The organism is Polaromonas sp. P4_F6 (assembly GCF_056401275.1).
On record NZ_JBFUJQ010000007.1, the window covers coordinates 5001 to 18392 of the forward strand.

The 13392-nt window shown below is 59.9% G+C and carries 9 protein-coding genes and 2 rRNA genes; 7 read left to right on the forward strand and 4 right to left on the reverse strand.

Annotated features, from left to right (window positions below; genetic code table 11):
• The first annotated feature begins 20 nt into the window (after nucleotides 1-20).
• Both AC1DUN_RS16680 and rrf read left to right on the forward strand, forming a co-directional pair.
• Nucleotides 21-2900: ribosomal RNA gene (locus tag AC1DUN_RS16680) — 23S ribosomal RNA — on the forward strand.
• A gap of 143 nt (nucleotides 2901-3043) precedes the next feature.
• Nucleotides 3044-3156 (forward strand): 5S ribosomal RNA (rrf, locus tag AC1DUN_RS16685).
• 228 nt (nucleotides 3157-3384) lie between these two features.
• Here rrf and AC1DUN_RS16690 read toward each other — a convergent pair.
• From AC1DUN_RS16690 to AC1DUN_RS16700, 3 genes are all read right to left on the reverse strand, one after another.
• Entirely contained in the window at nucleotides 3385-4305 is a 921-nt protein-coding gene (locus AC1DUN_RS16690; RefSeq protein WP_477714932.1) for an MBL fold metallo-hydrolase, read from the reverse strand.
• 24 nt (nucleotides 4306-4329) lie between these two features.
• Nucleotides 4330-6015 (reverse strand): AMP-binding protein, encoded by a 1686-nt coding sequence (locus AC1DUN_RS16695; RefSeq protein ID WP_477714933.1) that lies wholly within the window; start codon nucleotides 6013-6015, stop codon nucleotides 4330-4332.
• A 75-nt stretch (nucleotides 6016-6090) separates the two neighbouring features.
• Complete coding sequence (locus tag AC1DUN_RS16700) at nucleotides 6091-6831, reverse strand: DUF8198 family protein (RefSeq protein WP_477714934.1); 741 nt, start codon at nucleotides 6829-6831, stop codon at nucleotides 6091-6093.
• 67 nt (nucleotides 6832-6898) lie between these two features.
• Between AC1DUN_RS16700 and AC1DUN_RS16705 the strand changes: the two genes are divergently transcribed.
• The 5 genes from AC1DUN_RS16705 (at nucleotide 6899) to AC1DUN_RS16725 (ending at nucleotide 11496) form a co-directional block, all read left to right on the forward strand.
• Nucleotides 6899-7405, forward strand: a complete 507-nt coding sequence (locus AC1DUN_RS16705; protein ID WP_477714935.1) for a hypothetical protein — start codon at nucleotides 6899-6901, stop codon at nucleotides 7403-7405.
• A 17-nt stretch (nucleotides 7406-7422) separates the two neighbouring features.
• Nucleotides 7423-9033 carry a GMC family oxidoreductase gene (locus tag AC1DUN_RS16710; RefSeq protein WP_477714936.1) on the forward strand — a complete coding sequence of 537 codons (1611 nt, stop codon included), beginning with the start codon at nucleotides 7423-7425 and terminating at the stop codon, nucleotides 9031-9033.
• Between the two features lie 43 nt (nucleotides 9034-9076).
• Nucleotides 9077-9985, forward strand: coding sequence for an esterase/lipase family protein (locus AC1DUN_RS16715; protein WP_477714937.1), 909 nt, complete (start codon nucleotides 9077-9079; stop codon nucleotides 9983-9985).
• Nucleotides 9986-10132: 147 nt separating this feature from the next.
• The gene (locus tag AC1DUN_RS16720; RefSeq protein ID WP_477714938.1) at nucleotides 10133-10795 is read left to right on the forward strand and encodes a helix-turn-helix transcriptional regulator; all 663 of its coding nucleotides are present in this window, start codon (nucleotides 10133-10135) and stop codon (nucleotides 10793-10795) included.
• Between the two features lie 83 nt (nucleotides 10796-10878).
• Entirely contained in the window at nucleotides 10879-11496 is a 618-nt protein-coding gene (locus AC1DUN_RS16725; protein WP_477714939.1) for a Crp/Fnr family transcriptional regulator, read from the forward strand.
• Between the two features lie 14 nt (nucleotides 11497-11510).
• Here AC1DUN_RS16725 and AC1DUN_RS16730 read toward each other — a convergent pair whose 3' ends face one another.
• Nucleotides 11511-13391 carry a S8/S53 family peptidase gene (locus AC1DUN_RS16730; RefSeq protein ID WP_477714940.1) on the reverse strand — a complete coding sequence of 627 codons (1881 nt, stop codon included), beginning with the start codon at nucleotides 13389-13391 and terminating at the stop codon, nucleotides 11511-11513.
• Between the last annotated feature and the right edge of the window lies 1 nt (nucleotide 13392).

Sequence of the window (13392 nt, forward strand, 5' to 3'; positions counted from 1 at the left end):
TTGAGAAATCAAAGTTATAGGGTCAAGTGAATAAGAGCACATGGTGGATGCCTTGGCAATGATAGGCGACGAAAGACGTGATAGCCTGCGATAAGCTTCGGGGAGCTGGCAAATTAGCTTTGATCCGGAGATTTCTGAATGGGGAAACCCACCCTTAGGGGTATCGCTCACTGAATACATAGGTGTGCGAAGCGAACCGGGTGAACTGAAACATCTCAGTAGCTCGAGGAAAATACATCAACCGAGATTCCGAAAGTAGTGGCGAGCGAAATCGGAGAAGCCTGTTAGTGATAGCAAGACTCTTAGCAGAACAGCCTGGAAAGGTTGGCCATAGCGGGTGATAGCCCCGTATGCAAAAAGAGACTTGTGGTACTGAGCTAACGACAAGTAGGGCGGGACACGAGAAATCCTGTCTGAATATGGGGGGACCATCCTCCAAGGCTAAATACTCATCATTGACCGATAGTGAACTAGTACCGTGAGGGAAAGGCGAAAAGAACCCCGGGAGGGGAGTGAAATAGATCCTGAAACCGTGTGCTTACAAAAAGTAGGAGCCTCGTAAGGGGTGACTGCGTACCTTTTGTATAATGGGTCAGCGACTTACATTCAGTGGCAAGGTTAACCGAATAGGGTAGCCGTAGAGAAATCGAGTCCGAATAGGGCGATCAGTCGCTGGGTGTAGACCCGAAACCAAGTGAGCTATCCATGGCCAGGATGAAGGTGCGGTAACACGCACTGGAGGTCCGAACCGACTAGTGTTGCAAAACTAGCGGATGAGCTGTGGATAGGGGTGAAAGGCTAAACAAACTTGGAAATAGCTGGTTCTCTCCGAAAACTATTTAGGTAGTGCCTCAAGTATTACCATCGGGGGTAGAGCACTGTTTTGGCTAGGGGGTCATGGCGACTTACCAAACCAATGCAAACTCCGAATACCGATGAGTACAGCTTGGGAGACAGAGCACCGGGTGCTAACGTCCGGACTCAAGAGGGAAACAACCCAGACCGCCAGCTAAGGTCCCTAAAATTGGCTAAGTGGGAAACGAAGTGGGAAGGCTATAACAGTCAGGATGTTGGCTTAGAAGCAGCCATCATTTAAAGAAAGCGTAATAGCTCACTGATCGAGTCGTCCTGCGCGGAAGATGTAACGGGGCTAAGCCAGTTACCGAAGCTGCGGATTTGCAATTTATTGCAAGTGGTAGGAGAGCGTTCTGTAAGCCTGTGAAGGTGGTGGTGTAAACCCTGCTGGAGGTATCAGAAGTGCGAATGCTGACATGAGTAGCGTTAAAGGGGGTGAAAAGCCCCCTCGCCGTAAGCGCAAGGTTTTCTACGCAACGTTCATCGGCGTAGAGTGAGTCGGCCCCTAAGGCGAGGCAGAGATGCGTAGCTGATGGGAAACAGGTCAATATTCCTGTACCGATGTGTAGTGCGATGTGGGGACGGAGAAGGTTAACTCAGCCAACTGTTGGATATGTTGGTTCAAGCCTGTAGTCGTGCCTGGTAGGTAAATCCGCCGGGCTTAGATGAGGGGTGATAACGAGTCTGCTTGCAGACGAAGTGAGTGATACCCTGCTTCCAGGAAAAGCCACTAAGCTTCAGCTACACACGACCGTACCGCAAACCGACACTGGTGCGCGAGATGAGTATTCTAAGGCGCTTGAGAGAACTCAGGAGAAGGAACTCGGCAAATTGACACCGTAACTTCGGAAGAAGGTGTGCCTTTAGTAGGTGAACCATTTACTTGGGGAGCCCAATGAGGTTGCAAAAAATCGGTGGCTGCAACTGTTTATTAAAAACACAGCACTCTGCTAAGACGAAAGTCGACGTATAGGGTGTGACGCCTGCCCGGTGCTGGAAGATTAAATGATGGGGTGCAAGCTCTTGATTGAAGTCCCAGTAAACGGCGGCCGTAACTATAACGGTCCTAAGGTAGCGAAATTCCTTGTCGGGTAAGTTCCGACCTGCACGAATGGCGTAATGATGGCCACACTGTCTCCTCCTGAGACTCAGCGAAGTTGAAATGTTTGTGATGATGCAATCTCCCCGCGGAAAGACGGAAAGACCCCATGAACCTTTACTGTAGCTTTGTATTGGACTTTGAACAGATCTGTGTAGGATAGGTGGGAGGCTTTGAAGTGTGGTCGCTAGATCGCATGGAGCCAACGTTGAAATACCACCCTGGTGTGTTTGAGGTTCTAACCTAGGTCCATTATCTGGATCGGGGACAGTGCATGGTAGGCAGTTTGACTGGGGCGGTCTCCTCCCAAAGTGTAACGGAGGAGTTCGAAGGTACGCTAGGTACGGTCGGACATCGTGCTAATAGTGCAATGGCATAAGCGTGCTTAACTGCGAGACTGACAAGTCGAGCAGATGCGAAAGCAGGACATAGTGATCCGGTGGTTCTGTATGGAAGGGCCATCGCTCAACGGATAAAAGGTACTCTGGGGATAACAGGCTGATACCGCCCAAGAGTTCATATCGACGGCGGTGTTTGGCACCTCGATGTCGGCTCATCTCATCCTGGGGCTGTAGCCGGTCCCAAGGGTATGGCTGTTCGCCATTTAAAGAGGTACGTGAGCTGGGTTTAAAACGTCGTGAGACAGTTTGGTCCCTATCTTCCGTGGGCGCTGCAGATTTGAGGAAGCCTGCTCCTAGTACGAGAGGACCGGAGTGGACGAACCTCTGGTGTATCGGTTGTCACGCCAGTGGCATTGCCGAGTAGCTAAGTTCGGAAGAGATAACCGCTGAAAGCATCTAAGCGGGAAACTCGTTTCAAGATTAGATCTGCCGGGGCCTTGAGCCCCCTAAAGAGTCGTTCAAGACCAGGACGTTGATAGGTCAGGTGTGGAAGCGCAGTAATGCGTTAAGCTAACTGATACTAATTGCTCGTGCGGCTTGACCCTATAACTTTGATTAATTCGAAGTTGTTATGCCAAGTTGACGCATTCAAAAAGCACAGCCCAGCAGCTGTGCGAATCTAAATACAAGCTGATTGGCTCTATGAATTCGATGGATTGTTCTTTGGACAATCTGTCAAAAAGTTATGCCTGATGACCATAGCAAGTTGGTACCACTCCTTCCCATCCCGAACAGGACAGTGAAACGACTTAGCGCCGATGATAGTGCGGATTCCCGTGTGAAAGTAGGACATCGTCAGGCTCTTACAGCAAGGAACGCCCGGTTGATTTTTGATCAACCGGGCGTTTTCTTTTGTGTGCCGGGTATTCAGCCAGGCGACTCGAGATTTAAAAAAAGCCCTCATGGATCCATGCGGGCTTTTTCCGTTTCTGAGACGAGACGGGGGAGCGCAAGAAGATGGCCCAGGGAGCCGCTTGGTGAAATGGAAGAGAAAATTCTGAACGCCAAACTGGAATTGGCCAGGCCGGCTCAAGCGTTCGCGATACTGCTGCCGTCTCTTTGTGCGACGCCGGCCGTGACCAGCTCTTCACTGAGCTGCTCGATCCACTCACGAGCGGGGATGTCAGCGAAAAACTTGGCATTGATCTGCATGAAATACGGCGTTTCAATGGCCCATTGCGCAAACGCATCAAAGTCCTGCCGCTGGGTTTCGAGTAGTTTGAATTTCAGCAGGACTTTGGCGGCATGGTGAGCATGCCTGTTCGGGTTGCCGACAAACGAATCCAGCCGCTGGCGCGCGCGCATCAGCACTTGCGGTGCATAGGCGAAGACGCGGCCATGCCCGGGAACAACGGTTTTCGGGTTTAAGCGCTCGATCAAATCCAGTGTTGCGGCCACTTGCGAGAACGCATCCGCCCCTTCGAGCTCGGGAAACACCACACCAAACCCGTTTTCCCACAAGGCGTCGGCGGAAATAAGTACGCGACTTCGCGGTTCGAAGAAGATCAACGAGTGGGGATCATGGCCGGGCGCAGCGTGAATCTCCCAGATTTCAGTTCCAAAGAGCATGGAACTCCCTGGCTGCAACGCCCGCGTGAAGCCAAATTGTGGGCAAAGCTGCCCGGTGGGCAAATAAGTCAGCGCCACCGGGTCCCAATCAGCGACCTGCTGTGCGTGACCGGGAGGAATCAAGGTACGGAGAGCAGGGTAACGCGCCTGCAAAGCCGCATTGCCGCCGCAGTGGTCACTGTGCAAATGCGTGTTGATCAGGATATCGAGCGGCCGCGGGCCCAGAACGGCCTCCACCAAGGCCAGCGTCTGCGGCGCATGCGTGCAGTACCCGCTGTCCACCAACACGGTTTTGTCGCCGCCGGTGAACAAAATATTGTTGGCGGAGAGCCAGCCTCGCTCTAAAACATGCATCCCCGGCGGCAAATCCGGCTGGGCCATCAGCAAATTTCCGCGAAAAAGTACTCAGGCTGACGCACGCAACTCACGCCTGAGGATTTTTCCGACATTGGTTTTGGGCAGGTCATCGCGGAATTCAATGTATTTGGGGCGTTTGTAGCCGGTGAGATGTTGCTTGCAATAGGCGCTCACTTCGTCTTCGGTCAGTGTAGGGTCGTTCTTCACGACAAAAACCTTGATGGCTTCCCCTTGTTTGTCGTCTGCAATGCCGATGGCCGCGCATTCGACAACGCCGGGGCACAGGGAAATCACGTTCTCAAGCTCATTGGGGAACACATTAAAGCCCGAGACGATGATCATGTCCTTCTTGCGGTCGATGATCTTGGTGTAGCCGCGCTCGTCCATGATGCCGATGTCGCCGGTGCGCATAAAGCCGTCAGGGGTGAATGCCTTTTTGTTTTCCTCCGGTTGCTGGTAATAGCCCGTCATGACCTGCGGGCCCTTGATGCAAATCTCGCCGGATTCGCCCAAAGTGAGCGATTTCCCCTCATCGTCCTTGATCGCAACCTCGATGCTGGGCAGGGGCAGGCCTATGGTGCCGGTGAAGTCCTTGTTGAGCACTGGGTTGTTGGTGCCGATCGCGCAAGTCTCGCTCATGCCCCAGCCTTCGATCATGGGGCAGCCCGTCACCTGAAGCCAGTGTTTCGCCGTCCCCTCGGATGCGGCCATGCCGCCCGCCTGGGAGACGCAAAGGCTGGAGAAGTCCACCGTCTTGAATTGCGGATGCTGCAGCAGCGCGTTGAACAGCGTGTTGACCGCCGGCAACATGTGAAAGGGCCGCTTCTTGAGAACCTCGATGAATTTGCCGAAGTCGCGCGGGTTGGGAATCAGCGTCAGGTGGGCGCCCCAGCGGATGGTGAGCAGGCACAGCGTCAGCGCGAAGATGTGGTACAGCGGCAAGGCCGCGATGTTGTTGGTCTTGCTGACGTCCCCCACGCGTTCCAAGGCGGGCGTGAACCATGCCTCCGCCTGCAGGATCGCGGCGACGATGTTGCGATGGGTCAGCACCGCGCCTTTCGACAGGCCGGTGGTCCCGCCGGTGTACTGCAGAAAAGCAATGGAGTCCAGCGTGCTTTGGGCGGGCTTGAGCGCCAGGCGGCTACCCTCGGCAATCGCGCGGTTGAAGGTGGTGACAGTGCGCCCCTCGCTCAAAGGCAGTTTATAGGCCGGCACCAGCTTGGCAAGATGGCGCACGGCAAACGTGATCCACTGGCCGTACCAGAAACCGAGCAGGTCGCCCATGGAGGCCACGACGACCTTCTTCACCGGCGTGCGTTCAATCACCTCCGCCAGGGTGGCCGCGAAGTTTTCCAGGATAACGATGGTCGTCGCACCGGAGTCGCGCAGCTGGTGCTCCAGCTCACGCGCGGTGTACAGCGGGTTGACGTTGACGCAGGTGTAACCCGCCCGCAGGATGGCCGCCATGGTGACGGCGAACTGCGGCACATTGGGCAGCATGATGGCCACGCGGGCGCCGGGCTCCAGGCCCAGGCTCTGCAGCCAGGCGCCGAACGATGCCGAGAGTTCGTCGAGTTGCCCATAGCTCATCCAGCGGTCCATGCAGACCGAGAACGGCTTGGCCGCGTTCTTCTTGAGGGAGTCCTCCAGCAGATGGGTGAGCGAGTGGAACTGTTCGGTGTCGATCTCGTGCGATACGCCTTCGGGATAACTCTTGAGCCAATGCTTGTTCATACAAACTCCTTGCGGCTCATTGTGAAAGCCGCCTGGCGGAATCCGTATGGGGCTTGTCCTAATGCGGGCGCGATATCAGGGCCCGGCAGCGAGCAAATGGCCCAATCTGGTCTCGCAGGTGACAGCATCGTCCTCGAACAGGGAGTGGATCCATGCTGTCTCGCGGTCTTTGATCAGTCTGAGGAACTCACTTGCGCCGCGCATGGCGGCGAAGGCATCAAAGCCGGTCTCCAGGAAATGTTGCAAGGAGTTCAGCCCGGCCGCGGCCGCGGGCCCGCGCATCATTTTGAGCAAGGTGCGAAGGCCGAACATCCGGGTCAGGCGGTCGAGTTCCTGCCCCAGATGCAGCACCACCTCCAGCTGCCGCTTGCGCGCGGCGATATCCCCCACGCGGCGCCAGCAGCGGATGTAGCGGGCACATACATCGCTCTGGGGCATGCTCCCCGAGTCCGCCAGCCACTCGCGCGCCATCAGGTCGTCGAGCTGTTCCGTCAGCGCGTGCACCTCCGCCAGCGCGGCCGCGGTGTTGACCACAGGCTGCGGAAAAAGTTTGGCGATGGTGCCGGCGATGCGCGCAAACTGCTGGTCGCGCTCGGCGTAGTCCTTGTCGCTGTAGAGCTCCTGCAGGAAAAACGTGGCCGCGGTTTTATACCGGTGGCTGTGCAGCAGGTCGGAATAGGTGGCCTCAAACCGGCGTGCCTGGAAGCGCTTGAGCTCGGCATTGGCCCGAGCCAGCGGCGCGTCGGCCCTGTGCTGTTGCCTGAGCTTCGCCACAGTCTCCAGCGCGTCGTGTATTTGTTGTGCGGAGGCGTCCATACAAACCCGGAGTTTATCTAGGTACGGGTCCCTATTGAAACCTAAATGCGCGTGCGAAACTTCCAGCATGCAAAGAAGAACGCTCCTCAAGCTAGGCGCCGCGTCAGCCGCCGTGCTGCTGGTGGCCGGTGGCACGGCCGCGTTGCTGCAGCCGGGCCTGGCCGGCGGCGCGCTGAGTGCATCGGGGCGCGAGGTGTTTTCAGCCATAGGCCGGGCCGTGCTCGACAAAACACTGCCGGCCGATGAAGGTGCGCGGCAAATCGCATTGAACGGCCTGCTCAGCCGCATCGACGGGCTGGTGCAGTCTTTACCGCCACACGCGCAGGCCGAGCTGTCGCAGTTGCTGGCCCTGCTGGCGAGTGCCGCTGGCCGGCGCGCGCTGGCCGGTTTGAGCCAGCCCTGGCAAGAAGCCTCCGTCACCGATATCCAGCAGTCACTTCAGGACATGCGCTTTTCCAGGCTGGCACTGCGGCAGCAAGCCTACGCCGCCTTGCACGACATCACTGCGGGCGCGTATTTCTCCGATCCGGCGAGCTGGGCGCTGCTGGGATATCCCGGCCCCATGAAGATATAAAGACCTCCGAAAGCAGCATGAGCCAACTGAAAGACCCGATCCGCGAAGGCCTCGCGCGCGGCTGGAAAGTGATGGGCGGCGCGTTGCCGCCGGCGCCCGAAACACTGAGCTGCGATGTCGCCATCATAGGCAGCGGAGCCGGCGCCGGCGTCACGGCCGAGCTGCTGGCCAAGGCCGGCCTGCAGGTGGTGATGGTTGAAGAGGGCCCGCTCAAAAGCAGCAGCGACTTCAACCAGAAGGAATCCGAAGCCTATCCTTCGCTCTACCAGGAGAGCGCGGCGCGCAAGACCGAAGACAAGGCCATCAACATCCTGCAGGGCCGCTGCGTGGGCGGCTCCACCACGGTGAACTGGACCAGCTCCTTCCGCACGCCGGGCTCCACGCTCAAATTCTGGCAGGAGCGGTTCGGGCTGGACGGCTACACCACCGAAGCGCTGGCGCCGTATTTTGCCCAGGCGGAGCAGCGTCTGAATATCACGCCCTGGCTGGTTCCCCCCAATGAGAACAACGACCTGCTGCGCCGGGGCGCGGCCAAGCTGGGAATTCCCGCGTCGGCCATTTCGCGCAATGTCAAAGGCTGCTGGAACCTCGGCTCCTGCGGCCTGGGTTGCCCGACCAACGCCAAGCAATCCATGCTGGTCACCACCATTCCCGCAGCGCTCGACAAAGGCGCGCAGCTGCTGACCGAAACTCGCGCGGAAAAGTTTGAATTGGCCAACGGCAAGGTCACTGCGTTGTTATGCCGGAGCCTGGGCACATCCTCCGGGACGGCGGGCGGGGCCATCAAGATCGTCGCCAAACACTATGTGCTTGCCGGCGGCGCCATCAATTCGCCGGCCGTGCTGCTACGCTCGCAGGCGCCCGACCCGCACGGCGTGCTGGGCGCCCGGACTTTTCTGCATCCAGTGGTCATGTCCTCCAGCGTGTTCGAGCACAAAGTGGAGGCCTGGAATGGCGCGCCGCAAACCATTTACTCCGACCACTTCCTGGAAACCCAGGCGATAGACGGCCCCATAGGCTACAAGCTCGAGGCCCCACCGCTGCACCCGGTGATTTTTGCGTCGACCGTACCAGGCTTCGGCCAGGGCCAGCACGACTTGCTCAAATCCTTCCCCTACAACCACACCCTGCTGGCACTGCTACGCGATGGTTTCCATGATGAATCAAGGGGCGGGCAGGTCAAGCTGCGCAGCGATAACTCCGCCGTGCTGGACTACCCGCTGACGGATTACGTCATGGAAGGCGGGCGCAGGGCGCTGCTGTCGATGATGGAGATCCAGTTCGCGGCGGGCGCAAAACAGGTGCTGCCGCTGCACGAGATGGCCCAGTCCTACACCTCGTGGGCGCAGGCCCGCGATGCGGTCAATGCCTTGCCCATGAAGCCCCTGCTGACCCGGGTGGTGAGTGCCCACGTCATGGGCGGCTGCGGCTTGGCCGGCAACGAACGCCACGGTGTCACCCGGCCTGACGGCGTGCACTGGCAACTCGAGAACCTGTCCATCCACGACGGTTCGCTGTTCCCGACCAGCATAGGCGCGAATCCGCAGCTGTCCATCTACGGCATGGTGAATCGCCTGGCGCAGGGCCTGGCCGCCAGGCTCTCGGGCCGTGGTGTCACACTGGCCTGAGATACTGCGGCTTGCCACCGCTTTTTTCTCCTTTGCCTGACCGATGCTGGCCCAACTACAAAGACTCATCACCCTGTCCCTGGTCGCAGCGGCCTTTGGCTGGCTGTTCTGGTTTCTCGGCGATGCCCCGTTTCTGGCCGTCGCGGGCTTTCTGGCCATCGCGCTGGGATACACCGTTTTTCTGGCCCTCGAATTCGTCGTTCTTCACCACGTCAACAAGCGGGACCCGGCGCCCCGGCCGAGCTGGGGGGAACTGCTGCGCGCCTGGCTGGGGGAGACCCTGACGGCGCCGCGCGTGTTCTGCTGGCGACAGCCTTTTCGCATGAACGTGGTGCCGGATCAGCTTTTGCCTGCCGCGGCCATGCGTGGGCGTCGCGGTGTGGTGTTTGTGCATGGGTTCTTTTGCAACCGCGGTTTGTGGACGCCCTGGCTCCAGCGCGTCCGCGCAAGCGGACGGGCTTTTGTTGCCGTCAACCTCGAACCCCTGTTCGGCTCCATCGACGACTATGCGCCGCAGATCGACGAGGCCGTGCGCCAGGTCACCGAAACCACGGGGCTACCGCCGCTGCTGGTGTGCCACAGCATGGGCGGGCTGGCCGTGCGGGCCTGGCTCAAGCGCATGCGGGCCGAGGCCCGCGTCTTCCATGTGGTCACCATAGGCACGCCGCACCGCGGGACCTGGCTGGCGCGCTTCGGCCATGGCCACAACGGCCGCCAGATGCGGCTGCAGTCCGACTGGCAGGCCCAACTGGACCACGAGATGCCGGCGGACCGCCATGCGCTGTTCACCTGCTGGTATTCCAATTGCGACAACATCGTGTTCCCGACGTCCACCGCCACCTTGCCGGGCGCCGACAACCGCCTGATTCGTGGCGCCGCCCACGTGCAGATGGCATTCCTGCCCGAGGTCATGGATGCCACCCTGGCCATGCTGGAGCGCGGGCCGGGTTGAGCTACAGCGCCGCCGGAGCGCTGGAATCCGGCAATCCGGGCGGATTCATGTGAATTTCTCACAAGAACGACCCGGCATATTCACTATCTACATTGGGCCGGGCTTTTTATGCTCGTCTTCATCTATTTGTAGGATGGAGCGCCCCCCGTGACCCTGTTTGCACAGCCCAATGCCGCCTTCCTGGAGGCCGCGCCTTCATTCCCCCTGGACGACACCGATTCGGTGCCCGCCCTGCTCGCCTTCCTGGTGGATGAGCTGGCCCACGGGGTGCTTGTCGTCAGCGCCCAGGGAAAACTCCTGCACGTCAACCCGGCTGCCCGGCGCGAGCTGGACCGCGCCGTCGTGCTGTGCGCGGAGCGGGGCGAGTTGAAAGTCCTCATGCCGGCCGATGCCAAGGCCTTTCAGGTCGCCTTGGGCAAGGCCATCGCAGGCAAGCGCGGCCTCATCAGGCTGGCGGGCGAGGGCGCGGATTTCACCTTGGCCCTGGTGCCGCTGCAGCGCCAGGTGGGCGTGCCCTGCGACCGGATCGCGCTGGTGCTGTCGCGTGTGGGTGTGAGCGAGTCCGGTGTGTTCGGCGCGTTTGCCCGCAACCACGGCCTCACCCACACGGAAGAGCAGGTGCTGGTCCTCCTGTGCCGCTGCCTGAGCACGCCCGAGATCGCCGTTCAGATGAAAGTCGCGGTCTCCACCGTGCGCAGCCACGTGCGCAGCCTGTGCGCCAAGACCGCTTCCAGCGGCGTCCGGGAACTGGTCAACCGCGTGGCGATTTTGCCACCCATCGCCCCCGCGCCGGTCGGACAGATTCATTGATTGCCGCAGGGGGGCGGCAACGTGCTAGATTACGACTCATCATGAGTCCGCATATACCTCCCGAAGAAGATCTTTACGCTCACTTGACCCCCGAATTACGCACCCTGGCCATGCGCGGCGTGGTGCGCACTTACCCCAAGAAGGCGGTCGTCATCAACGAGGGGGAAATCGGGGACAGCCTCTACGTCCTGCTCAAAGGCAGCGTCAAGGTGTTTTCCATGGACGAAAGCGGCCGTGAAATCACCTACGGCCGAATCCATTCGGGCGATTACTTTGGCGAGATGTCGCTGGACGGCGGCCCTCGCTCCGCCTCGGTCATCACCCTGGAACCTTGTACCTGCGCCGTGCTGAGTCGTGCCGAAGTGAGTGAGCACTTGGTGTATGAGCCTGGATTTGCCATAAATCTGGTGGTTCAGGTTATCCGCCGCGCCCGCGCCGCCACGGAAGCTGCCCGCAATATGGCGTTGCTTGACGTGTATGGGCGATTGATTGCCGTGCTGGAAGCCCACGACGACGTCGCGACCCGCGATACCGCCGAGGGAGTCACCTTGGAGGCGATCACCCACCAGGATATCGCCAGCCGCGTCGGCGCCTCGCGCGAGATGGTGAGCCGTCTGCTCAAAGACCTTGAAAAGGGCGGCTACATCGAAATGGGCACCAAGCGCATCACCCTGCTCAAGAAATTACCCAGCCGCTGGTAGCGGCTAGGGCAGTTCTATAGCGCATTAAAGGTGCGCCGTGTTTCCTGCGGCGCCGCGGCGCTGGTCCCCTTCAGGCGGACGGCCGAGCCGCTATAGGTACCCGCAGCCCGAACACCCGTCAGGGCTGGATTTTCATCGCTGTGCGCCGCCGTGCTGGCGGTCTTTACAACGCCGGGACGCTCGGGCCTGCCTGCATCGGGGTCCGGCTTTTGCGGGGAGTAATGCGCCCAGTGTGAGCCCACGATCCGCGTGCCACCCACGGATACCGTCTTGCGTCCGGTGGCAATGCTGTTGAAATTGCCGCTGCGCCGGATCAAGGTCGGATTGTCGGGGTGATCCACGAATGACCACGGGTTCCCGCTCATGTCGTACAGCTTGTCTTCAAAGTGCGATTGGCGCCCGCCTCGCGGGCCGGTCACCACGTCGTCACGTTCCACATAGGCGTCTATCGTGACCTTGCCCGGCTTCGTGTTGGTCAGCTTGATCTGCCACACGCCGCTAGGGGCCGTGGCGACACCCTTGTCGAAACTGAAGGTGGGTGCCAAAGCGATCAGCGCGCAAGTGCCGTGTGTGCCGGTTGCCACGCTTTTGGGGTAAATCAGCGCGCACAGCGGCTGCGTGCCGTTGCCCGTCCACATGCGGGACTCGCCGAAGCCCAGGGCTGGCAGTGCAGCCTGTCCAGGTGGCGTGATCTCTATCCGGATGCCATGGGCCTGCGGCGGCAGCCATAGCTCCAGGAAGTTCTCGGTGGCGTCATCGGGTTGCCCGCGCCAGTGCAGTACTGCGTGCTCATTTTTTGCCAAGGTCACGTTGGCGTGCGTGCGCAACTGGTAGCTGTTGCCTGCCGCCAGCACGATCCGCAGCCGCTGGCCGCACAGCGTGATCAGCTGGTCCATTGCGGCTTCCAGCAGCGAACTTCCGTCATGCGGCCCGGCCACGGTGCCGAAGCTGATGTTGGTTACGATTTTCGCGTCGTGCGCGCAGCGGGAAAGAACGTACATCAATCCATCAAGGACGTGTACGTTCATCGAGCCGCCCGAAGTATCGGCCACGGTGTCGTAGTCCAGCTGCACGGCGATGATGTCGCAGCGGCTGGCATCGTCGTCGGCCAGCGCCCAGCTGGCCGGCCCGTCGAAGCCTGGTGGAAGATCTGCTACCTGTGCCAGCAAGGTTCGCGGGCCGCACGCCAAGTCCAGTACATGTGTGCCATGACTAATGCGCTTTCGCAGAGTCTCAAGTTTGAAATGCGCGTAGACCGCACTCTCGTCCACCACACCGTCGTAGGTGCGCTGTTGCATCGCATGGTTGATGTCGGCGGCCGTGAGTTCATGCCCATAACCAAGGCCTGATGGCGTGCCGCCCACACCTTTGCCGTCTTGCCGCCAGAAGTACCTCGTACGAGCCTTGCCCTTGTGCAGGAAATTGGCGTTGGCGAAAGCCAGGTCGTCATCGATGACCGCCATCACCTTGCCCTTGAGCAGGGGCTGGGTGTGGCCCTTGCTGGTGGAGCCCGGGCCGTCGGTGTGCGGACCCGCGGCCAAACCCAGTTCCAGCCGCCTGACCAGCGCATGCAGGCTGCCGCCAGGCTGGATGTGCTTGAAGAACGCCGGCCTGACGCGGGCCGTGCAGTAGCGCAGCCCCGCCGGCGCGGCGCTGGAGGTGTACACCGGAGGCACATGCAGCCATTGAGGCGAGGCCGCGCCTATGAATTGGGCGATGCTGGTGCCGGCGCTGAGCTCAATCGCCACGGGCAGCCACTTCGGCTGCTTGTCGCCGTAGCCCGCAAACCGGTCGGTTTCAGCCCACACCAGATAGGGGTCAAAGCCATTCGTTGCGTCGGGCTTGGACCAGTCGATACCGGTGAACCCGCCTTTTGGAAGTTTGCTCCAGGTCATG